The organism is Desulfatibacillum aliphaticivorans DSM 15576 (assembly GCF_000429905.1).
GTDB lineage: Bacteria > Desulfobacterota > Desulfobacteria > Desulfobacterales > Desulfatibacillaceae > Desulfatibacillum > Desulfatibacillum aliphaticivorans.
Genome location: NZ_AUCT01000003.1, coordinates 330639 through 353813 on the forward strand (window position 1 = coordinate 330639; position 23175 = coordinate 353813).

A 23175-nucleotide genomic window follows, 5' to 3' on the forward strand; every position below is an offset into this window, starting at 1 on the left:
CTCCCCGGATAGGAAAACCCAGGAGTTCTCCTTTTTTAAAGGCCCGATTTTCAAAAGCCCCGGATAAGGCGGTTTGAGGCAGTTTTTCCTCTCTTGCAATTCATGAAATACTAGTGTTTAATGATCGTACACATGGGACATCAATTTTGTTGCTGATAAATCAAGAAGCCAAATCTTTTCACGCTGAAATATGAAGGGAAAAGGCGCTTTTCCGTTATTTCGGCTTTACGGCCCTGGCGGTTATCCGGTTAATGCCTTTTGCGGGAGGAGGATGCCGGGGCGATGGCAAGGCTGTACAGCGTTGCAGCGGTCATTTGGTCGATTCACTATACGTTCCTGCATGGACAATATGTGAGAGGTGCGCGATGTGTGCGAGTTCTTCCCGATTCCCCGGCAAAGGCATGAAGAATTGCGTTAGGCTTTCCTTGCGGCTTTTTTGGGCGGCATTTCTTTTAACGTGCATATTCCCGGTTTTCGCTCCTTTAGCGGCGCAAGTCGCCCCGGATCCGCCGGCGCAGTCAAAATGGGCGAACGCTGCCGTTCGGCGCCTGCCCATGACCTTTGAGCCCAATGCAGGCCAGGCGCAGGGACAGGTGCGTTTTATCGCCCGCTGCCCTGGCGCCGTACTATATTTTTACGATAATGCCGTGGATTTTTGCGTGGAAGGCGGGAATGGGGCCTCCGGGGACCGGGGAGGCAATACGTCCGGGATTCGGCGGACGGATCGAATTCGCATGCGTTTGGACGGCGCCAGGCCGTCTCCGCAAATTGAGGCCGTGGGCAGGCTTCCGGGCAAGGCCAATTACTTTACGGGAAAAAATCCCGCCCAATGGAAAACCGGCATCCCCACCTATCGGAAGGTAAAGTACCATTCCGTGTATCCGGGGATTGACCTGGTTTTTTACGGAAATCCCCGGATGCTGGAGTACGATTTTATCGTCCGCCCCGGAACGGATCCATCCCAAATACGCATCGCCTTTGAAGGCGCAAAAGCAGACAAGGCATCGCCCAATGGCGCCCTGGAATTGTCCGCGCCCGGGGGCCTGCGGGTTTTGCAGCACAAGCCCGTTATTTACCAGGAGGATGGAGGCTTGCGTCAGCCGGTGGAAGGCGGCTACGAAAAACTGGGTCCGGGCCTGTATGGGTTTGAACTGGCCTCTTATGACGCGGCGCGGCCCCTGGTCATAGATCCGGCCCTGCAGTTTTCCTCCTATATCGGGGGTACGGACGAGGACATTATAAATGCGGACAGGGTGGACGGGATCGCCGTGGACGCAGACGGAGGCGTGTATATAGGCGGAATTACCACCGCCTCGGACTTTCCCGTAATCAGCCAGATATCCGGCGCCGTATACTCTTCCCCCGTAACAAAAAAGTACGACGCCTGGGTGGCGAAAGTGCATCGTTCCGGCGCCTTTCTGGAGTGGAGCACCCTCCTGGGCGGCTCGGGTCAGGACAAGGTTAACGACCTGGCCTTGAATTCCAACGGCGATGTGGTGGTTGTAGGAAGAGCTTCCTCCAATTTTCCCGAAATGTCGCCTTTGTTTTCGGAGGGAGAATTTTTTGCCGCTCAAATCAGCGGGGACGGCGCCAGCTTGTTGTTCTCCACCCGATTCGGAGGAAGCGACGGCGGAGAGGCGTCGGCCATAGCCGTGGATTCCAACGACAATATATGCATCACAGGCCATACCACCGCGGAGGACTTCCCCGTAACGGCCGGCGCTTATCAAAGCGCATTGAATGTGGACGAAGCCCAGTTCGCAGACGATGCCTTTGTCCTAAAAATCAATCCCCAGGCCGGCATGCTGCTTTATTCCAGCTATTTGGGGGGAAGCAAGACAGACTGGGGAAGGGGCGTGGCCGTGGACGGAAGCGGATGCATTTATGTGGCCGGCGAAACCATGTCAACGGATTTCCCCACGGCCAGCGCCTATCAAGGAGCCCACGGGGGGGGCTCTTACGACGGATTTGTGGCCAAACTTACGGCCAACGGCTCGGCGCTGGAGTATTCCACCTATTTGGGATCGGATGAAACAGGGTCGGGCTCGGCCTCGGAACGATGCACGGCCATCGCCCTGGATTCCAGCAACAGGGCCTATGTGACCGGCGTGACCACGTCGACCTCCTTTCCCACGTTGAACGCCGTCCAAAGCGCCTGCGGAGGGGGGGCGGACGCATTTGTCGCGGAATTCTCGGCGTCGGGAAACGAACTGGTCTTTTCCACCTATTTGGGAGGGGCGAATACGGATTACGGCTACGCCCTCACCCTGGACGCTTCAGGATACATCTATGTGGCCGGCCAAACCAGCTCCGACGGCGCCGACGGCGACGCCTTTCCTTTGGTTGACGCGATCCAGCCGAGTTACGCCTTGGGCGGCGACCCCAACAACAATTGGTGGGACGGCTTTGTATCAATATACACGCCGGGAGGCGCGGTCCTTGACTTCTCCACTTATCTGGGCGGAAACAATTGGGACTCCTTAGCTGCAATAGCGGTGGACGCCTTGGGCGACGTTTACGTAGGGGGCAACACGACCTCCCAAACCTATCCGGTTCTGGGAGCCATTACGTTTCCGGGAGGGACCTTTCCCACCCAGGACTCCCTGCAGGGAACCTACGACGGAATCGTGGCGAAAATTTCCTTAGGGGCTCCCGTTTTCAGCGATATGGAACTGTCCCTGGAGGAGGAAGCCGATCCGGTTAAAGTGGGGCAAACTCTGACATACACCTTTACGGTGGAAAACAAGGGCCCGGACTTGGCAACGAACGCAACCCTGACGGGCGAGCTTTCCGGGATCTTCGACTCCGTGGTCTTAACCCCGTCATCCGGAACCTGTTCGGGCGGAGAGTCCTTCAACTGCGACCTGGGCGACATTGACCCGGCGTCTACAGCGACCGTGACGCTCACGGCGACTCCGGCCCGCATAGGGACGGGCGGCGTGGAAGCCTTTGCCTTCAGCGACTCGGGGGAATCCAACACGGATAACAATTACGTCAGCGAAGAGACGGATTTCACCCCGGCCTCGGATTTAATCCCGGATCCCACATTCATGGTCTTCCCTGCCACGGAAACAGGCGGGCGCTCCAAACTCCAAACATTCACCATAACCAACAGCGCCTCCGTTAACCGGAGCATTGGGCAGGTCAATTTTTCCGGCGCCAATGCAAGCGAGTTTTTAATAGACAGCAATTCGTGTTCGGGCGAAACCCTGTCCCCCGGCGCCCAGTGCAGCATCGTCGCGGCTATGGCGCCCATTAACTCCGGCGATAAGGAAGCTCTGTTAAACATTCCCTCCGACGATCCCGCCTTCCCGGTGGTGGAAATACCCGTGAACGGACAAGGCTTTGTGCTGGGTCCGCCCACCATCGTGCTGCGCAAAACAGGACAAACCACCAGCTACGCAACGGGCGACGACGGAGATCTTCAAAAAGGCATGGATTGGCCCGATCCGCGCTTTCAGGACAATGGCGACGGCACGATGACGGACCTCCTGACCGGCCTTATGTGGCTCAAACACAGCACCTGTTCGGCGGCCATCGGCATCGGGACCTTTTATTACGGCGAGTTAACATGGCAGCAAGCCCTTGACTTCGTGGCCGGCATCAACGACGGAACTTATGACATCAGCGCCTGCGGCGGATATACAGCCGACTATACGGATTGGCGCCTGCCCAACGCCAACGAAATGAAAACCCTGTTTTGCGGAGAACCCACGGTGAGCGGCTCCGACCTGCTCACGTCCTGGGGGTTCATCCCCTGGTATTCTCCCATAGGAGGCGAGCAGAGATGGTGGACCTCCACCAGCGACGCATCCTATTACTCCACAGCGGCGTTGTACGGCGCCGTGCGGCTTTATCCTATTAAAAACCGCGCTAAAGATCCAGGCCCGTACTCCACAAGCTATACGCAAGCCTGGCCCGCGCGCGACGCCGGCGTCACGCCTGTTTGCGCCGTGGCCCGGACTGGCCAGACCAAATGCTTCGACGCCGCAAATACGGAAATAAGCTGCCTGGGCTCCGGCCAGGATGGAGAGCTGAACAGCGGCGTTGCTCCGCCCTCGCCCCGGTTTATTGATCACAAGGACGGAACGGTGACGGACTTCATGACGCACCTCATGTGGCTGCAAAACGCATCTTCCCAGGGGGAAAGAACGTGGACGAGCGCCCTGGCGCGGCTTCAGGAGCTTAACGCCTCGTCCTACCTGGGCTACACGGATTGGAGGCTCCCGAACTCGGAGGAAATGGCGAGCCTGCTGGACCACAGCAACTCAGACCCAACCCTGCCCTCAGATCATCCGTTTTCCAATGTTCAACGAAAATATTGGACGTCCACGGCATACACCGCTGCCTGGAGGCTTCGCCTGAATATGCGGGAAGGCGACTTTTATGGGGAAGACCCCTCCGAATACAATTATGTATGGCCCGTACGGGGAGGGGCGAAGGATTTCTATTTGGTGGACGCCGTCGCCGTGCTTCAAATCCTGACCCTGCAGGAACCGTCCATGACGTCCAGAATCAAGGATATCAATGACGATGGGGTCCTTGACCTGGCGGAAGCCATTTATATTATGCAGAGTCTCCTTGAGATGCGGTAAAACTTAGGAATGCAGGCGCTGAAACGCCCTCCGGCCGGAAGCCTTTCCGCGTCGGCCGGAGGTATAAGCGATCATGATGGCCCGGATAAACTGATAACCTCAAAAAGCCCCATGCGCCTATGGCTGCACAATGTCGCCGCCCTGCGAGGCGCCGGCCTTGGCCGTTTCGGCCTTTCTCGCTTCTCCGACCGCTTTGGCCTCTTCCGCCTGACGCCGGACGCTTTCGGATTTGTCCTTCCGCTCCTGGGGATTTCTGATGCCCAGTTTGGTAAATATGCGAAAAATGCCGTCGCTGCCGCCTGCGATCAGCATCGCGCTCAAGACCTTGCCTCCCCAGAAAGTCCCCTCATAGGTGGTGAAGGCTTGCACGGAGTTGGCGATGATATCCAGGTTGTATTTGGAAAAAATCGCGTAGGCGAGAATGATTACCAGAGGGGTTTTGACGCCTTTGCCCTCGCAAAACCTGGCGAAATACGTCCAGTTGAATATGGGAGTCATGGCGGTTTCAAATATCAGGGATAAAACCAGAAAAAGAGCGAGCACATTTCCCATCTGCTCCCAGTCCGCTTTTACCTTGACAACCAAGCCTTTTTCAGAGGCATCGGCATTGCCTCCCTGGTCAACGGTTTGAACGGCCAGGTTTTGCTGGGCGTTTTGCTCCGTCTCGCCTGCCGCCATCGCGCCGCAAGCCAGGACCATAGCCAACACAAGCAATATAACTATTCCTATTTTTTTCATGACCGCCTCCTTGATGGACAATCCTGCAAAAATAGCTGGTAAAGGCCCCGATAACGCCGGCGCTTCAAGGTCGTGAAGATGAGAAAAAACAAAGATGAAAATCAGTATGGGACGAGTATAAGATTAGTAGAGGGAAAGTGTCAATATTTAAAGGAATTCAGATGAGAATTATATTTGCCGACGCCGCAATAAAGGGAAAAGGAAGATTTAATCCCCTTCTTCGGCCAGGACCTTTTTGGCCTCGGAAATGGCGTTTTCAATGGCCCGGGCCACGTCCGGCTTGATGTCGAACGAAAAGCCTTTTTCCTTGCACTTTTTCTTGGTCTCCCGGATTTCGTTCAGCAACCGCTTGGGAACGGTCACGCGAAGGATGGCGGTTTTGCTGGCGTCTTTGTCGTCCAATCTTTTTACGGCCATAAATATCTCTCCAATATAATTTACTTGGCGGTTTGACGAGGCCCCAAGGGCGCTTTATGCTGGACTTAAAACCCAATTGCTATTGCGTCTTATAGGACACGCAGTCTTTGGAGTCAAGAAGGAAGCGGTAATTATGACAAAATTTTTTGCTATATTTTTTTGTTAATTGTTTGACAAATGATTTTGCCGGAGTTATCTTCCGATCAAAGTCAAGGGGTCGGAGGACATTGAACGCCTTAAAATGCAACGGCGATCAGCCGGACGCAGCGAAAAAGGGGGATGACCATGAGCAAGCTGATGCAAATCAAGGATCTGGTGCAGAATTTGGTGGACAAGGGAGCGACCACGGTGGAGGAAATCCATAAGGCGGTGGCGGATATGCCCTTTGACGCCTTGAAAAAAATCGACCCGGGAGCGGGAGCGACGGAGTCGGCCCGGGAGTTCCACCATCAAACCGTGGGCGGGGTGTACAACCTGATTCGCAAGATCAACCAGGAAGTGGGAAACTTCGCCGAGGAGATCCTGGAAGGCGTGGATCAGACCCGGGACGATTCGGAGAATTATTAAACGGGGCTCCAAACCGCATCTCCATGTTTTTTCATATTCTTTCAGATACGGCCCGAAGCCTTGACAGGATTTCGGGCCTTTCTTTTTTCTTCACCTACTCTTTAGACGCCGCATCAATAACATGGCAATTTTATTTAGCATGAAATTCTGCTAAGACTAGCCCATCTTCTATTCGGATCTTTTTTTTCATCGCTCATTCTTGTTAAAGGATTATTGCATGAATTCCCACAGCCGCCGGTTCGGATTCCTTCTTATTTTTATTATGTTACCTATGATTCTCCTTATCCAGGGGAAGGCCCTGGCCGTTACGCCCATGGTCGCCGCGGGGGATGGGCACACCCTGGCCTTGAAGGCGGACGGCCGGGTGTGGGCGTGGGGTTCCAATTTGTCGGGACAATTGGGGGACGGCAGCAAGGAAGACCGCACAGCGCCGGTAATGGTCCCCGGGCTGACGGACATCTCGGCTGTTGCAGCCGGCCACGGCCGCTCCGTGGCTTTGGAAAAAAACGGAACAGTCTGGTTTTGGGGATATCTCCCGGACGCCCACATGGAAAAGTCCATTGCAAAGACTTTTGAATCTCCGGTCAGGGTTGAAGGCCTGGATCGTGTAATCGCCATAGCCTCGGGAAGGCTGCATTCCATTGCACTGAAGGATGACGGAACCGTGTGGACCTGGTACGCGGTTCCGCCCTGCCCTTTTGAATGCAAATATCCCATCATTTTGGAGCCGCTGCAAATCCAGGGATTGCAGGGGATCGCTCGGATTTTCTTTTCGGGATGGCGTTTAATAGCCATCGACAAAGACGGCGGCATGTTTGAATGGAGATGTGATGGGGATGGCGAAGGGAAAACGGACTGCCCCGCCAAAGCAGTTCCCGGTCCAGACGGCCAAGGTTCTTTTAATATTATGAAATAATGTCAAAAGCCTAAGACGACGGGTTCCTGGTAAGGGTCGCGCAAAGGTTGGACGCAGGATTTCTTTATAAAGGCAAGAACCGGCTCAGGGCTCTTCCAGGCGTTCTATCCGGGCGGTTTCCTTGAGTTTGGTCCCGTGATCCAGAATCATGGCGGCTTTTCTGTCCTCGGTCATTTTGGCGATTAGCTTGTCCTTAATCTCATCAAAGCCCAATAGGGTCCGGGGCTTTTTGTCCTCCACGTAAAGGATGTGGTAGCCGAACACGCTTTCCACCGGCTCGCTGATTTCTCCCACTTCCATGCCGAACACGACCTCTTCCAGGGGTTTTAGCTGGGCCTTGGGCAAATCGCCTTTCTGGATGTATCCCAGGTCGCCGCCCCGTTTTTTGGATTCGCAGTCGGAATACTCCCGGGCGGCGGCGAAGTTCTCGCCCTTTTTCAGCTTTCGCACAATGCGTTTGGCTGTTATCAGAGCCTTTTCATCCGCCCTGTCCCCGTCCTCCTCCTTGAATTCCACCAGAATATGGCTGGCCCGCACCATTTCCTCCTGGTAAAAATTCTCCCGATGGCCGTCGTAATACTCCCTGGCCTCCGCCTCCGAGACCTTGGAGAGGGGGTCGAATTTCCTGTCCAGATAATCCTGGGTCATGACATAACGTTCCGCGATCCGGCGAAACTGCTCCGAAGTAACGTGCAGGGCTTCCAAGCCCTTTTCATAGGCCGCCAGGCTGGGAAAGCGCTTCTGAAAGCTCCAGATGAACTCATCCACCTTGGCGGGATCAGCTTTCTCGCCGGCGGCCCTGGCTTCCTGATAGATCAGCATGGCCCAGATGGTGCTCTCCATCATGGCCTGGCGGAACGCGGGAATTTCCGAAGGCCTGAAAAAAGCGCCCTCCCGGAACATGTGGTCCTGTGTCAGGATTTCCGCCAGATTCATTTCCCATTTATGAAAATCCATGCCGTTCACGCGCAAGACCACCCGGGAGTAGTCCTCCGTCAGGTCGTCCGCACAGGCTGCAGGCAGAGACGCGCACAAAAAGCAGAGAGATACACATAGAATGGCGGTCCCTTTGAAAAAACCGATCATGCTCAGACTCCAGCGAGTTTTAATTGGATTGTCAAAAAATATTCCCCTCAGACAAGAGATAAAGCAGGACAAGACGTCCTTGTCCACGACAATTTTTTGGCGTTGTCAAATTTTCCAGGAGAAATCCATGCATCAAGGCCTCAACAGTTCTCTCAAACCCCCTGATAATGCAAGCCATATCATGTTTATTAAATAAGTTTAAAGGGTTATGAATAATCACACTATTTTCATGAAGTTTTACTTTTATTAAAATCCTAACACACAAAGGTAGCCGCTTGATATGATTTTAATATCATTCAAGGGCGCCTCCAACCTCTTGCTTTGAAACCCGCCCCGGGCGAAAAATCCGGCTCGTCTGGTACGGGGGTTGCACTATTCAGGGGCAAGTGAGGTGATTATGGAACGATTAAGTTATGGAGAAAGAAAGGCGTTGACCGCCTTGCAAAGTTACGGCCGGATCATTTGGCGCCGCATAGAAGGGGCTGTGCACTCCGAGGAGGGCGCGCCCCGCATGGGAGGCTTTTCCGTGGAAGACATGGAAAGCCTGGTAAATCAAGGATTCGCCAAGCGGACCCAGGTCGCCCCCAACCTGGTCTTCCGCGTCACCGGGCCCGGCATGGGCGCGGAACTTTAAACTTCTAACTCCTCTCTCTCCCCTCTTAGGCCAGTCCCTTTTTTCGGGACTGGCCTGTTTAACAGGAATTTTCCGCATTAACAATATGACTCACAAAAATTTGGACGCTAAGGACGGCTGGGCGGCCGACCCTTCCAGGCCTCCAACAAAACTCCGGCGTCAATGTCACCAAATAGGCACTTAAAAAGACGAATAATGAATATGGATGTTTTTATTATTAATACGCCAGCCGTGTTTTCCTGCCAATGGAACGGTTTTTGCATATTTTTTAATCGATTTAATTTCAAGATAATTTAACCAGTTTCACCACGGCGCAAAAACCCGCGGCGTTTCCGGTCCGCCGCATTCCATACCAATAATGAGAACTAATACTATAATGTCTCACCTTAAACTCCGTCGAAAATATTCCAACAGGAGGAGCACCATGAAAAATTTCAGAATCTTGGCATTTTTATGCCTGATTGCAGCCTGTCTGGTCTGGGCTGGGCCGGGTTACGCCGCCCTGACGCCAGCCGGCACGGTGATTTCCAATCAAGCCCATGCGGATTACAAGGACGCCAACGGCAATTCCCTGCCCAGGGTGTTTGCCACGCCCGTCACCACCTTGGTGGGACAGGTGGCTGCGGTGGATCTCTCCCCGCCAACGTCGACCAAGTCCAAGGCCAAGGGAACCACGGTCAATTTCGGGGCCGAAATCGTCAATACCGGCAACGGCCAGGACGCATATACACTGGCCGTAGCCACATGCCCCGGCTGGACCGCCGTCATCTACCTGGACGACAACGAAAACGGCATCCGGGACGCAGGGGAGGACACAGAGGTGACGGCCACGGCCGCCCTGGATCCGAATGAAAACTACTGGGTGGTGGTCCAGGTCACATCTCCGGCCGGCGCCAGCAACGGAGACGCCTGCGACACGGATTTGACGGCCACCAGTCAATTTGACGGAACCGTGTATGACATGGGGACATTCACTTACGTGGTGCAGGATGCTGAATTGACCGTTAACAAAACAGTCAGTCCTTCCGGAGGCGTGGATCCCGGGACCGTCCTGACCTACGCCATTGAAGGCTCCAACACCGGCACGGCCACGGCGGAAAATGTGATCGTAACGGATCCCATCCCCGCCAACACCACCTATGTGGCCAACAGCATCCGCGTCGGTCCGTCGGGCGGCACGTATGGAACGGCGACCCCGCAGACGGACCTTGCTGACAATGGACAGGTTGGCGGCGACACGGCGGACTATAACATCTCCAATCCCGGGAAGGTCACGGTGTTCTGGGGAGATGCGCCCGCCGGCGACTCGGGAATCATCTATTTCCAGGTTACGGTCAATGCAAACGTCCAGGCGGGTGTACACATAGAAAACACCGCTGACATTGACTACGAAGTTGGAGGAGTCTCCCAGCCCACGGACAACTCCACCAAGGCTCAAAATACGGTGGACAGCCAGCCTGATGTATCCATCACGACGGATCAGTCCCTTTCGGGCGATCCCAGCGACGAAATGGTCTATCCCATAGAGGTATGCAACTACGGCAATTCCGCGGACGTCATAGACCTGACCGTCCAGTCCTCTCAGGGATGGACCTGGACCCTGTGGTTGGACCTGGACCTGGACGGCATGGTGGAGGACGACGGCGATTACATCCTGACGGATACGGACGGAGACGGCAAGGTGGACACGGGCTCATTGGCCGTGGGCGCCTGCAGGACCATACTGGCTCTGGTGACCATTCCGGCGGGCAGCGCGGACCAGTCCCAGGACACGACCTTAATAACCGTGGCGTCCAGCGTCGACCCCACGGTGACCGATTCGGTAACCCTGATCACCACAGTGACCGCTCCGGTGCTCAACATCACAAAAACAGTGAACCCAACAGGAACCCAAAACCCCGGCACGGTGCTGGTCTACACCATCACCGCCACCAATACGGGTACGGGCGCGGCCACGGAAGTGAGCGTAACGGACCAGATTCCCACGTACACAACCTTTGTGGCCGGCTCCATCCACACAGGCTCCACCGTGGCCAGCCTGGCAGCGAGAAGCGACGCCATTGACGGCGACGGCGCCGGATACAGCCAGGGCGTGAATTCCGTGGTTGCTCCGGACGGAGGAACCCTGAGCCTTGGACAGAACGGCCAGTGGATTGTGCGTTTTTCGGTAACCATCGATTAGCCGAAACCTGAGGGACGAGGGCCGCGGTATGCTCCGGACGCCGGAAAAACAACCTGAGCACTATATAAAGCGCATGGCGGTCGCCTGTTTGCTGCTCCTGTGGTGCGTGCTGGCGCAGGCTTACCCGGCCCTGGCCCTTAGTCCTCCTGTTGGAACTCAAATAACCAATACGGCGGAGGCGACGTACGCCGACGCCAATGGCAACGATATGCCGGAGCTCAGCGCTTCGGTCGGCACGGAGGTTGGCGGAGCCCCTGTGCTGAAAATCTCCAAAACGGCAAGCAGCAATCCCATAGCCATGGGCTCGGAAATCGTTTACACCATCCTCTACTCCAACCAGGGCAACGCCCCAGCTACTGGGGTGATTATTACGGATGACTTGTCCGACATCCTCACTTTCCAGGAAGCGTCGGACGGAGGAGCATACGCCCCCGGGCCTCCGGGCGGAGGCCGGGTGACATGGAGCCTGCCCGATCTGGCCGCGGGCTCTTCCGGTTCGATAACAATCAGAGCGCTGGTGAAAACCGCCGGAGACTACGCTCCGGGCGATCCTGACGCCATCGCCCCAGGCAGCCTGATATACAACACGGCCAAAATCGACTCCAACGAAATTGACGAAGAGGAAACCATCATCACCACTGTTGGATCAGGCCCCAACCTTGTGCTGACCAAATCGGTGCAGTCCAATTCGGTTGCGCCCGGCGGCGAGATTCAATACACCCTGAGGTACAAAAATCTGGGTAATGCGGCCGCAACAAACGTGCGGATTCAGGACTACCTGCCGGACCAGACAAGTTACGTGGAAAACTCGGCCTCTGCAGGCGGAGCGTTAAATGCCAGAACCTTGTCCTGGAGCCTGGACAATCTGGCGCCAGGAGCTTCAGGCCAGGTCATTTACAAGGCGCAAGTATCCGTCCTGGCGAAGGAAGGGGCGGTCATAGCCAACACCGGCGTTCTGTTAAGCAACGAAACCGGCGGCGTGCTATCCAACGAGGTTCGGGTAACTGTATCCGGCGCCTTTTCCATGGCTCTGGAAAAAACCGTTTCCCCGGCAAGCGTCAGGGCGGGGGAAAACCTGGTATTTTCAATCCTGGTGGAAAATAACGGGGCTATCGCCCTGAGCGGAATCACGGTTGCCGATCCCCTGCCTCATGGCGCTACTTTTGTAAGCGCGGATAACGGCGGTGTATTGGACGCTCAAACGGTAACCTGGTCCATAGACGCCCTGGCGCCCGGCCAGACGCGGACGTTAACGCTTGAGGTGAAAAGCAACGCCATAGACCAGGGGCAGAATTCAATAGAGAACACAGCCACTGCCCGGGCTCCGGGGCTGAATCCCATTTCCGCGTCGGCCACGGCGGCGCTCACCTGCCGAAGCCAAGGCGTGGTCTCCTTTGTGGGGCCCGGCGGGGAGGCGGTAAGGGATTTTTCCATTGGGGATCAAATTTATGTGACGGTGCAGGACGCGGACCGCAACCTGGACCCCCTGACGGCGGAAACCGTTACGGTGACGCTTTCGGTTCCTGGCACGGGGGACGTGGAAACCATTATTCTAACCGAAAGCATGTTCAATAAAGCGCCCGCCGTGGACTCCGGCCTCTTCTTCGGCGGCCTGCCAAGCAGCGGGGATGCAGCATCGCCTCAGGACGGAACGCTCCAGCTGTCCCAGGACATTGTGATTGACGCGCTGTACGAAGATCCCCTGGACCCCTTGTGCGGGCTGCCCGGACAATCCCAGGCCTCCATTCTGGTGGAGCCGGGCGGCGTGGTTTTCGACGCCTCGACCGGCGCTCCCGTAGCAGGAGTTCAGGTTATCCTTTTTACCAATTCAGGACAAAGGGCTTCCACGCTTCCAGGCTGGCCCGCCGGCATGCCGGACGTCACAACCACCGGCGCAGACGGGGCTTTTTCATTCCGGAACGCGCCCTTTGGAAGCTACTTCTTCAGCGTCGTTCCAGGGCTGGAATTCCAGTTTCCCAGTCGGACGCCGGACGGGGAATTGCCTCCGGGATTCACCGTGGGGATGGGCTCCAGGGGGGAGATCTTCACCCTAAGCGTCCAAAACCCGTCGGTTAACATGGACATTCCCCTGGATCCCTCCCCAGGAGTGTTGTCCGTTTCCAAAACCTGCAGCAAGGAAAGGGCCGAGATAGGCGACATCGTGCTTTATGAGTTGACCCTGAGCAATCAGGGGTACTCGGCCGTTACGGATCTTACAATCCAGGACGTCCTGCCCCACGGATTTTTGTATAAGGACGGATCCACAACCATTGACGGCAAAAAGGCGGACGACCCGGTTGGCAGCTCCGGCCGAACCATGGAATGGACCATCCCCGTGCTTGCCCCCAGCACAATCATGACGCTTTCCTACAGGGTTGTCATCGGGCCGGACAGCCACCTGGGCGACGGACGCAACACCGTGGCCGCCCACGGCGTCACCACAGGCGGCGTGGTGCATTCCAACGCGGCATCGCATCAGTTGAAAATCGTCCAGGGCGTTTTCACTACGGACGGAACTATAATAGGAAAGGTGTTTTTGGACCGGAACGGCAACGGAATACAGGACCCTCCGGGTTCGGACGGGAGCATTCTGGAGCCGGGCGTTCCCGACGCGGTCATCTTTACGGAATACGGGCTGCGCATTCGCACGGACAAGGATGGAAAATACTCCGTCTTCTCCGTCAAGCCGGGAACCCACGTCTTGAGGCTGGATGAGACGTCTTTGCCGCCGTCCCTTGCGCCGGTTTCCCTGCATAATCGATTCATGGGGGACGATCGGTCCCAGTTTGTAGACATGCATCCCCACGGGCTGGTCAAGGCGAATTTCGGAGTCAGGGTCAGGCCCGGGCATGCATGGCCGCCGGAAGCCGAGTTATTAAATGAAGAGGATGTTCAGGCGCCGGACGAATCCCCAAAAATTCCCTTGGAAGAACAAATTCCGGGCATGGATAACGCCCTTGCCTTTATCAGCCCGGCTGACAAGGCCGTCTTGCCCAAAGACAACGTAGACGTCATCCTAAAAGGGCATTCGGCGGGAACCATCAAACTTTTCGTCAACGGCCGAGAGGTGTCCAAGGACCGGCTGGCCACGGTTGTCGCCGACAGCCGCGCCAAGGTCTCTGCCTATGAGTTCCTGGGCGTTTCCCTGCGGGCCGGCGAAAGCAACACCCTGGAAGCCAGGATCCTCGACCCATACGGAAATCAGCGGGGGGCGGTTTCCATTATAGTGGAATGCGTTGGCAAGCCGGTGAAGATCAAGATTGACGCGGACGACAAGGGCTTTCCGGCCAACCCGTCCGCTCCCGTGGAAATCCCGCTGATCCTTGTGGACAACAAGGAAAGAGCCGTGGGCCATAACGGGCTGATGGATGTTGAAGCCTCCATGGGCAAAATCCTGAACCCGGATGCCAATCCCGACGAGGACGGGCTGCAGATAGCCTACGAATCCGGCAGGGCCTTGCTTCAAATCCAGCCTCCGGGAGAAACCGGCCAGGGCGTGATCCGTGTAAGATCCGAAGGTTTGAGCAAGGAGCGGGAAGTCTATTTTACACCCTATCTACGGGACATGATGATCGTGGGCTCGGGCGAAGTGGTTTTGGGCCTGGGGGATTCGGACGGGGATTATACCGCTTTGAAAAAGGAGCGCTCCTTTGACGAAAACGGCTACGCCGACGGCCGCGCCGCCGTCTTCGCCCAGGGCCGGGTCTTTGACAAGAACCTCCTGACCATCGGCGTAGACACGGCCAAGGACAGGGACCGCCGGGACGACAATATTTTCAACGCCCAGGAGCAGACCCTGGATTCGCCGGACAAATACCCCATATACGGAGACGAGTCGGAAAACGAGTACCTGGCCCAGTCCAGGGAAAAAGTCTACGCCAAAATCGAACGGGATAAGTCCTCCCTCATGTACGGGGATTTTGAAACCGCTTTTACAGGCTCACGCCTGGCCGAGTACAACCGCTCTTTTACGGGCGGTTACGGAGACCTGAACCTGAAACGCTTCCGCCTCCAGGGCATGGCGACCAAGTCGGACCAGGCTCTGATTGTGGACGTGCTGCGCGGCAAGGGGAGTTCGGGCTATTATTACTTGTCCGAAATGGATTTGGTGGAAGGCTCGGAGCGGGTGGTGATCGAAGTGCGGGACAGGAACCAGGTGGAGCGGGTTTTATCGCGGGAAACGCTCTCCAGGGGATCGGACTACAACATGGAATACGACCTGGGCGCCGTCCTGTTTATGGAGCCCGTGCCCAGCTACGATATCAACTTCAACCCAATATATATCGTGGTCAATTACGAATCCCGTTCTCCGTATCTGGATTATTACGCCTACGGCGGCCGCAGCCAGGCTGCCGTGTTCTCGTGGCTGGACCTGGGCGCCACGGGCGTGGTGGAGGAAAACGCCCTGGCCAATTATAATCTGACAGGCGGGGACATGGCTTTGCACCTGCCGTGGAAGACGGACCTGAGAGCGGAATACGCACAGACCCGCGCCATCTTTGATGAATTGGGAGTTCTGGGGCCGGAAAACGGAGAAGGCTGGCGTTTTGACCTGGAATCCAGGCCGTTTGATAAACTGAGCCTGTCGGGGTATTATCAGAACCTATCCGAATTCTTTTCCAACCCGTCCGCAATAGGCGCCCAAAGGGGCGTGGAAAGCCTGGGCGGAAAGGCAAAATACACCCTGGACTCAGGCCTGTCCTTTTCGGCGCAATATTATGAGGACGACGACAGGCTGAATAATCGGGTGAGCCAGACCGGAGCGGCGGCGGTCGCCAAGAAGTTTGAAAAAACCCGGGTGGAGGCCGGAGTCGTCTACGAAAACATCACGGAAGGCGCCAATACGTCCAAACGCCCGGACTATCTGCGCACCTTTGAAACGGACCGGCCGGCCCTGGATCACGAAACCTCGGTTATGGCCGGGGCGGGATACGACTACTCGGAAAAACTGTCGTTCCAGGCCAGGCATCATCACAGCGTTACGGGCTCCGGGTATCACTTGACGGACGCAGGCGTTAACGCCGCCCTGACGAACAAGACTACAGGCTACATCCGCCAGGAATATGCGGAGTATTCGGAATACGACGACATGCACACCGTTGCCGGCCTGGAGTCTCAGGTGGGGGAAAACACCACGGCGTACAATGAAATGCGTCTGGAGGGCGGCGCTTCGGGAGAGCGGAACCACCAGATAGTCGGGCTTAAGCACCGGTTACGCTTCACAAACTCCCTGACCGGGGACGCCTCCATGGAATACGCCCAGACCATTGCAGGCAAGGCGGACAGCTCCATACCCGACGGATTCGCATTGGGCGGGGCCTTGCGCTATCTCCCCGACGACCTGCTGAAAGTCACAACCAGGGCGGAGTACACCATGGAGGACTCGACGTGGCAGACCCGCAGGACCTATCTGGGGGAAGCGGGCCTGATTTACAAGCTGCACCCGGATTACTCGCTGCTGGCCCGGGCCCGGGGATTCTGGGACCTCTCCGAACAGGCCGGGGATCAGGTGTACAGCCGGACCATGGCCGGGCTGGCCTTTAGGCCCATTCAATCGGACGCCTTCCACATGCTGGCCAAGACGGAGTACAAATACGAGGACAATCAGAAGTCCACGCCGAAATACGAATCCCATAGCGTAATTCCATCCATTGAGGGAGTGTATCAGGCGTCGCACAAGACCCAGTTCATAGGCAAGTACGCCGCCAAATTCCAAACCGACGGCGATCTTGAGGCCTATACGGACTTATGGTCCGGCAGGATTATCTATGATATCACGGACCGCTTTGACGCCAGCGCAGGCTACAGGGTGTTGACCGCCCACACAGCCAATGGAAGCATGCGCCAGGGTGGATTCGCCGAATTGGGCGTGCGGGCGTTCAAGAATTTATGGATATCGGGCGGATATTGCTTTGACGACTTTGACACGGACCTGACCGGCGACAGTTTCCAAGGCCAGGGGCCGTATATTCGGATACGGTTCAAGTTCGACGAGAACCTGTTTGCGAAAAAATAACGCCAAAGGGCGAACCGTTGAAAAGGAAACAGGCTGCTTCATGAAAAAACCGGCTGCATACATGTTAATCAGGATGATTACGGCGATCCTGCTGACGGCTTTGCTGGCGCCCGCCTCCGCCCTGGCGTGGCCTGCAGCCTCCGAATGGAATCCCTTGCTTCAAAACGGCGCCTTTCTGTTGGATCCCAACGGGGACGCCCAAGGCTCGCGCAACATTGTGTCCGATGCAACCCATGCAGCCGCTTACATCTACAATGACGGAACCTATATTTACTTCCGGATGCGCCTGGACCAGAATCCCCAGGGCACGGGCGGCCAGGGATTGTTGCAGCCTTATGGCTGGGGCTTTGAATTCGATACGGACTCCGACCCCACCTCCTATGAATGGCTGCTGATCCTGGACGGCATATCCAAGACGGAGAATATCATCCTGGAGCAAAACACGGTGCAACAGAGCATCGACGACCCGTCGGACGCCTCGGAAATTGATGCTTTCGCCATTTCCGTTTCCGGCAATTATCTAATAAACCTGGCGGACACTTCGTTCAACGGCGACCAGGACTATTTTCTGGACTTCCGCTTTCCCTACTCCACCTTTCTGCAAATGACCGGGCTGAGCGATTCCTCCCCCATCCGGGTGTTCGGCGGATCGTCCTCCAGCGCCAACGCTTTGACGGAACGCGGGGCCGACCTCTTGGGGTCCTCCACCCTTTCGGGCGGCTTCACGGACATCATCACCCCCACGGGAACCACTCCCACGGACGGGTCCGTAAAGTTTGTGGAGAACCTGGCGGGAACCGGCGACATGACAGCGGCGTGCCCCGGCGACGCATTATTCGTCCGCGTCATAGACGGGGATAAAAACTATGTGGACGCCTCGCCCCAAACCCTGGAAGTTACGCTGACCGTTCCGTCCGGGGATTCGGAAACCATTGTGTTGACGGAAACCGGGGTGAATACAAGCTGGTTTACGGGCTCCATCCCGACGGCGGCGGCGGCCTCCCATCCCGGTGACGGAACCTTGCAGGTCTTTCCGGGGGAAACGGCGACCGTGACTTACGTAGACGAAATAACAGCCGACGGCAGCGTAAACCTTGCCAGGACGGATTCGCTAGTCATGGGATTGCCCGCCATTTCCATCGCCAAGACCACGCCCACGCCTTCGGTGACTTCGGGGGGCTACGCGGAATACACCATCACCGTGACCAACTCCGGCTGCGGAGCAGGAGCAATCACCCAAATACAGGACGTGCTGCCCGGCAATTTCACCTACCAAGCCGGCTCCACCCAGGGGCTCACCGCGACGGACCCGGCCTTATCGGGGCAGGTGCTCACGTGGAGCGGGCCCTGGAGCGTGCCGCCATACTCTCATGTAAACTTGAGCTTCCAGGTTTATGCAGGAACCGCCTCCGGCGTCTTCTATAACAACGCCAGCGTCTCGGGCGCCAACTTCGCCCAGGTTTCCACGGGAGACGCCGCCCCGGTCACGGTAATCGCCCCCTTGCTGGAAATAGAAAAAAACGTGGACAAAACCAACGCCAAGCCCGGGGAGGAGCTGATTTACTCCATCCACTACCATAATATAGGGTCCGACGCCGCCCACGACATTGTGATTACGGACGAAATTCCCGCATTCACCGCTTTTCTCCCCGGCAGCCTGAGAATAGGACCCGCGGACGGCGACTACGCCTCGGCGACCCCGGTTACGGATGCCGGGGATGGGGACGAAGGAGCGGTCATAGCCCCCAATATCGTCTTTGTAATCCCCTTGACGGGAGCGGACGACGGGGTTCCCGGAAGCGGCCCGGATGAAGGAAAAGCGTACTTCAAAGTGCTCATCGACTAAGGTTCAAGCGGGCGCCGCAAGTCGGCTTCCCAATCAGAATATCATTTCCATCAGGTTAAATGTGTGTGTATGTTTGATTTTTTGCCTATGATTAGACATTTTAAAGGCCATGCTGCAGTGGTTTCCCCAATAAAACCAGGAGGAAAAACAAGCAGTAATCTTTTTCAACACCCGGACGAACTTTATTTTTCGATTCCAAATTAATGGGTTAGATCCTATTGATTTTGATCAAAAAGTAAGTTTTACTTGCAATAAATGCAATTTTTACAAAAAAAACGTTATTTCTTTATTGCACTAAGATCATGCCTGATGGTATTATTTATCCGTCCGTGAAACTTGGACTCCAATCGTAAGAATGACTACTCATGTTCATATAGCGGCTAAGCGCCGTACTTTCAAAGCACATAGCGTACTATCGGGGTAAAAGCGACCATTGTCGTCAGCTTCTTGAAAACCCGTATCATTTGTTTTTCCATAATGCAGGTTGCTGTAAAAATTGCAGGTTGAGTCTTTGTAGTTTAACGACAACTGGCCCACCTATAAGCGACAACTCCAGTTTCTGCTGCGGTTGATTCCGGTTGTTACACTTTGATCCACAAGGGGTTTAACAGGAATGGAATTTTTCAACGAGCTCACCCAGACCATCTTAAACGGGGTCGCCATCGGGTGTATTTACGGGATGGTGGCTCTAGGCTTCGTGCTGATTTACAAGAGCACGGAAGTCATCAACTTCGCCCAGGGGGAACTCCTCATGCTGGGCGCTTTCATCAGCTACAGTTTAATCACGCAGCTTCACCTATCCTATTGGACGGCCTTGGTGATCACCATCTTGGCCATGGGAATCGTGGGGGCGATCCTGGAAAGGGTCGTGCTTCGCTCTCTTGTGGGGGAGCCCACCTACGCCATTGTCATTGTAACAATCGGAATTTCTTATTTTATCCGAAGCGTTGTAAGCATGGTACCGGGCTGGGGGACTGACACTTACGGGTTCCGCACTCCGTTCACGGATAAGTTTCTCCGCTGGGGGGACGTGGTCATCTCCTACGAGTATCTTTCCATCGTCGTATTGGCTTTTGTATTGATCGCCGTGGTTTTCGTCTTTTTCGGCTACAGCCGCATGGGTACGGCCATGAGGGCGACCTCCCAGAACCAGCTGGCTGCAGTTTACATGGGCATCAGCGTGACGCGGGTTTTTTCCCTCACCTGGACCATTGCAGCGGCCCTGGGGGGGATCGGCGGCATTTTGCTGGCGCCCATCACCTTTGTTCACATGAACATGGGCTTTATCGGCCTTAAGGCGGTGCCCGCCGCGGTTTTGGGGGGATTCACAAGTCCTCCCGGGGCCATTGTGGGCGGCCTGATCATCGGCATTACGGAAAGCCTGGCCGGCGTGTATTTGGAGGAGGGTTGGAAGGACATTGCGGCTTGGATCATTTTGATTGCTGTACTCATTATTAGGCCCCAGGGCCTGTTCGGCATCCAGGAAAAGAAAAAGGTGTAACGACTATGCGTTTTTTAATGAAGACGGATTATTATCAGGATATCAGGCTGTTCAAGTACAGGAGCACGTTCTTCTGGTATCTGGCATTGGTTGTTGGGTGCTTGTTCCTGCCCAAGATCCTGGACGAATACATGCTCTCCCAGCTGACCTTTATTTGCATCTACGCCGTAGCCGGGGTGGGGCTCATGCTGCTTACCGGCTTCACCGGGCAAATCTCCATGGGGCATGCGGCCTTTCTGGCCATCGGTTCGTACACCTCGGCCGTGTTGACCGCCAAGGGAGTTCCCTTTTTGCTGGCGCTGCCCGCTTCCGGCGTAACGGCGGCCCTGGTTGGAATCGTCATCGGCAGGCCCATCCTCCACTTGACGGGGTTGTATCTGGCCATCGCCACCATGGGCGCGGCCTTCATCATCGAGGAAATCCTGGTGAGATGGGAAAGCATCACCAACGGCAACATGGGCATGATGGTGGATACGCCTGTCATCTTCGGATTCAACTTTGACACCGAGATTCGTTTTTTCTACCTTTCACTAGCAGTTTTAATAATTGTTTTACTGCTAGCAAAAAACATCTTGAGGTCCCCGACGGGACGGGCTTTCATCGCCATCCGGGACAGCGAAATCGCCGCCGAAGCCATGGGCATCAACCTGCCCAGCTTCAAAACCCAGTCTTTCGCCGTCAGCGCGTTCTTTACGGGGATAGCCGGCAGCCTGTACGCCCACAAGATCTTTTTCATCAACCCGGAAAGCTACACCATCATGCAGTCCATCGAGCTTTTAGCCATTGTCATCATCGGCGGACTGGGCAGCCTCCACGGGGCGGTGTACGGCTCCATATTCTTCATATTTCTGCCCCAGTTGATCATCATAAGCAAAGATTATCTGCCGTCCTTTGTTCAGGACCAGACCGGGCTGCAGCCCGCTTTGTTCGGATTGCTGATCATCCTGGTCATGCTTTTCGAGCCCATGGGCATTTACGGCAGGTGGCTTAAAACAAAATTCTACTTTGAATGGTTTCCCCTGTACAAAAAGGACTCCTTCAAACGAGAGAAAAAATACCAGAAAGCGGAGAGGCATTAAATGGCGTTTTTTCAAGCACAGGAAATATCCATCAGCTTCGGCGGCCTAAGGGCCCTGGACCGGGTGAGCTTTACGGTCAACAAAGGGGAGATTTTTTCCATCATAGGCCCCAACGGCGCCGGCAAGACCACCATATTCAATTGCATAAACCGGTTTTACGACCTGGACGAGGGCGTGTTCTTGCTGGACGGGAAAAATCTTAGCTCCGCCAAGACCCACCAGATCGCCGATATGGGAATCGCCCGCACCTTCCAGAATATCGAGTTGTTCAAGAACATGACGGTTCTGGACAACCTGATTTTGGGCAGGCATCGGAAAAGGCGCTCCAACATCCTGACGGAGATGTTCTTTTTCAAGCCCGTGCAAAGGCAGGAGATAAACAGCCGGGAAAAGGCCGAGGAAATCATCGATTTCCTGGACCTGGAAGCCCACCGGGACCAGTTGGTCGTCAATCTTCCCTACGGCGTCCAGAAAACCGTGGAGCTGGGCCGGGCCCTGGCCATGGAGCCCACGCTTTTGCTTCTGGACGAGCCCACCTCGGGCCTGAACATGGAGGAATCCGAGGATCTGGCCTTTTGGCTGGACGACATGAAGGAGGAGTTGGGCATCACGGTCCTGATGGTGGAGCACAACATGCGGTTCGTCAAGCAAACCACGGACCGGGTGCTTGCCATTGATTTCGGGCAGACCATTATCGAGGGAGAAACCAACGAAGTCTTGAACCACCCTGACGTGATGAGAGCCTACCTGGGGGAAGAAAATGTCTGTAATGCTTAAAGTCCGCAACATAGAAACTTATTACGGCCCCATCATGGCTATCAAGGGGGTCTCCTTTGACATACTGGAAGGGGCGGTGGTCACCATTCTGGGCGCCAACGGCGCCGGCAAAACCACCATTTTAAAAACCCTGTCCTCCATCATGGACCCGGAAAAAGGGACCATTGAATTCATGGGGCGGCGCATTGAAGGGCTGCCTCCGGAAAAAATCGTGGCCATGGGCATCTCCCAGGTTCCGGAAGGCCGGGAGGTCTTCCACGACCTGACGGTCAAAGACAACTTGCTCATGGGCGCCTACCTGCGCAACGACCGGGCCGGGATCAAGCGGGACATCGACATGGTGTACGATTATTTTCCCATCCTGAAAGACCGCACGGGCCAGCTTGCCGGAGACATGAGCGGCGGCCAACAGCAGATGGTGGTCATCGGCCGCGCTCTCATGGCGCGCCCCAAGCTGCTCATGCTGGACGAGCCGTCTTTGGGCCTTTCGCCCTTGCTGGTCAAGGAGATTTACCAGATCATCGAGCGCATCAACCAGGAGCATAACACCACCATCCTGCTGGTGGAGCAAAACGCGCCCATGGCCTTGTCCATTGCAAGCCACGGATTCGTTCTTGAACTGGGCAGGATCGTGATGGACGACACCTGCCAGGCGCTCATGGCCAACGAGGACGTGCAGGAGTTTTACCTGGGAATCAAGGAGGACAGCGTCCGTGGCGCCAAACGGTGGAAGCGTAAGAAAAAATGGCGCTAAATCTACCGGCGGCCGGTCAGCCCGGCGGCTATGAGCCGCTTTTCCCGCAATCCTTATCTTTACGGAA

Annotated in this window: 14 protein-coding genes; 11 read left to right on the forward strand and 3 right to left on the reverse strand. The window is 55.8% G+C overall.

Annotated elements, in window-relative coordinates; genetic code table 11:
- Positions 1-554 precede the first annotated feature (554 nt).
- Positions 555-4595 (forward strand): DUF7948 domain-containing protein, encoded by a 4041-nt coding sequence (locus G491_RS0105735; RefSeq protein WP_169829394.1) that lies wholly within the window; start codon positions 555-557, stop codon positions 4593-4595.
- A 117-nt stretch (positions 4596-4712) separates the two neighbouring features.
- Here the strand turns inward: G491_RS0105735 and G491_RS33435 are convergent, their stop codons facing one another.
- Together G491_RS33435 and G491_RS0105745 are read right to left on the reverse strand one after the other, a co-directional pair.
- A complete protein-coding gene (locus tag G491_RS33435) occupies positions 4713-5333 on the reverse strand; it encodes a hypothetical protein (RefSeq protein ID WP_051327057.1) in 621 nt (206 codons plus the stop codon).
- Between the two features lie 207 nt (positions 5334-5540).
- Positions 5541-5750 carry a hypothetical protein gene (locus tag G491_RS0105745; RefSeq protein WP_012609228.1) on the reverse strand — a complete coding sequence of 70 codons (210 nt, stop codon included), beginning with the start codon at positions 5748-5750 and terminating at the stop codon, positions 5541-5543.
- Positions 5751-6035: 285 nt separating this feature from the next.
- Between G491_RS0105745 and G491_RS29580 the strand changes: the two genes are divergently transcribed.
- Both G491_RS29580 and G491_RS29585 read left to right on the forward strand, forming a co-directional pair.
- Positions 6036-6317 carry a hypothetical protein gene (locus G491_RS29580; RefSeq protein WP_012609227.1) on the forward strand — a complete coding sequence of 94 codons (282 nt, stop codon included), beginning with the start codon at positions 6036-6038 and terminating at the stop codon, positions 6315-6317.
- A 217-nt stretch (positions 6318-6534) separates the two neighbouring features.
- Entirely contained in the window at positions 6535-7233 is a 699-nt protein-coding gene (locus G491_RS29585; protein WP_051327058.1) for an RCC1 domain-containing protein, read from the forward strand.
- Between the two features lie 84 nt (positions 7234-7317).
- Here the strand turns inward: G491_RS29585 and G491_RS0105760 are convergent, their stop codons facing one another.
- Positions 7318-8319: a peptidylprolyl isomerase gene (locus tag G491_RS0105760; protein ID WP_028313893.1), complete on the reverse strand. Its 1002-nt coding sequence runs from the start codon at positions 8317-8319 to the stop codon at positions 7318-7320.
- A gap of 397 nt (positions 8320-8716) precedes the next feature.
- Here G491_RS0105760 and G491_RS0105770 point away from each other — a divergent pair, with 397 nt between their 5' ends.
- From G491_RS0105770 to G491_RS0105805, 8 genes are all read left to right on the forward strand, one after another.
- Positions 8717-8953, forward strand: a complete 237-nt coding sequence (locus G491_RS0105770; protein ID WP_012609224.1) for a hypothetical protein — start codon at positions 8717-8719, stop codon at positions 8951-8953.
- 424 nt (positions 8954-9377) lie between these two features.
- Positions 9378-11135 carry an isopeptide-forming domain-containing fimbrial protein gene (locus tag G491_RS0105775; protein ID WP_028313896.1) on the forward strand — a complete coding sequence of 586 codons (1758 nt, stop codon included), beginning with the start codon at positions 9378-9380 and terminating at the stop codon, positions 11133-11135.
- A gap of 28 nt (positions 11136-11163) precedes the next feature.
- On the forward strand, positions 11164-17151 hold the full coding sequence (locus tag G491_RS0105780) for a DUF7507 domain-containing protein (protein ID WP_028313897.1): 5988 nt from the start codon (positions 11164-11166) through the stop codon (positions 17149-17151).
- A 40-nt stretch (positions 17152-17191) separates the two neighbouring features.
- Positions 17192-18997, forward strand: a complete 1806-nt coding sequence (locus G491_RS0105785) for a DUF11 domain-containing protein (protein WP_157468008.1) — start codon at positions 17192-17194, stop codon at positions 18995-18997.
- A gap of 613 nt (positions 18998-19610) precedes the next feature.
- Positions 19611-20498 carry a branched-chain amino acid ABC transporter permease gene (locus tag G491_RS0105790; protein WP_012609220.1) on the forward strand — a complete coding sequence of 296 codons (888 nt, stop codon included), beginning with the start codon at positions 19611-19613 and terminating at the stop codon, positions 20496-20498.
- A gap of 5 nt (positions 20499-20503) precedes the next feature.
- Entirely contained in the window at positions 20504-21577 is a 1074-nt protein-coding gene (locus G491_RS0105795; RefSeq protein ID WP_028313899.1) for a branched-chain amino acid ABC transporter permease, read from the forward strand.
- The gene (locus G491_RS0105800; RefSeq protein ID WP_028313900.1) at positions 21578-22354 is read left to right on the forward strand and encodes an ABC transporter ATP-binding protein; all 777 of its coding nucleotides are present in this window, start codon (positions 21578-21580) and stop codon (positions 22352-22354) included.
- Positions 22338-23108, forward strand: coding sequence for an ABC transporter ATP-binding protein (locus G491_RS0105805; RefSeq protein ID WP_028313901.1), 771 nt, complete (start codon positions 22338-22340; stop codon positions 23106-23108). The genes G491_RS0105800 and G491_RS0105805 overlap by 17 nt, the downstream gene beginning before the upstream one ends.
- Positions 23109-23175 lie beyond the last annotated feature (67 nt).

Coding starts and splice junctions, on each gene's coding strand:
- G491_RS0105805 (WP_028313901.1), top strand. CDS start 22,338: ATGTCTGTAATGCTTAAAGTCCGCAACATAGAAACTTATTACGGCCCC.
- G491_RS0105790 (WP_012609220.1), top strand. CDS start 19,611: ATGGAATTTTTCAACGAGCTCACCCAGACCATCTTAAACGGGGTCGCC.
- G491_RS0105780 (WP_028313897.1), top strand. CDS start 11,164: ATGCTCCGGACGCCGGAAAAACAACCTGAGCACTATATAAAGCGCATG.
- G491_RS33435 (WP_051327057.1), bottom strand. CDS start 5,333: ATGAAAAAAATAGGAATAGTTATATTGCTTGTGTTGGCTATGGTCCTG.
- G491_RS0105770 (WP_012609224.1), top strand. CDS start 8,717: ATGGAACGATTAAGTTATGGAGAAAGAAAGGCGTTGACCGCCTTGCAA.
- G491_RS29580 (WP_012609227.1), top strand. CDS start 6,036: ATGAGCAAGCTGATGCAAATCAAGGATCTGGTGCAGAATTTGGTGGAC.
- G491_RS0105745 (WP_012609228.1), bottom strand. CDS start 5,750: ATGGCCGTAAAAAGATTGGACGACAAAGACGCCAGCAAAACCGCCATC.
- G491_RS0105785 (WP_157468008.1), top strand. CDS start 17,192: ATGAAAAAACCGGCTGCATACATGTTAATCAGGATGATTACGGCGATC.
- G491_RS29585 (WP_051327058.1), top strand. CDS start 6,535: ATGAATTCCCACAGCCGCCGGTTCGGATTCCTTCTTATTTTTATTATG.
- G491_RS0105795 (WP_028313899.1), top strand. CDS start 20,504: ATGCGTTTTTTAATGAAGACGGATTATTATCAGGATATCAGGCTGTTC.
- G491_RS0105775 (WP_028313896.1), top strand. CDS start 9,378: ATGAAAAATTTCAGAATCTTGGCATTTTTATGCCTGATTGCAGCCTGT.
- G491_RS0105760 (WP_028313893.1), bottom strand. CDS start 8,319: ATGATCGGTTTTTTCAAAGGGACCGCCATTCTATGTGTATCTCTCTGC.
- G491_RS0105735 (WP_169829394.1), top strand. CDS start 555: ATGACCTTTGAGCCCAATGCAGGCCAGGCGCAGGGACAGGTGCGTTTT.
- G491_RS0105800 (WP_028313900.1), top strand. CDS start 21,578: ATGGCGTTTTTTCAAGCACAGGAAATATCCATCAGCTTCGGCGGCCTA.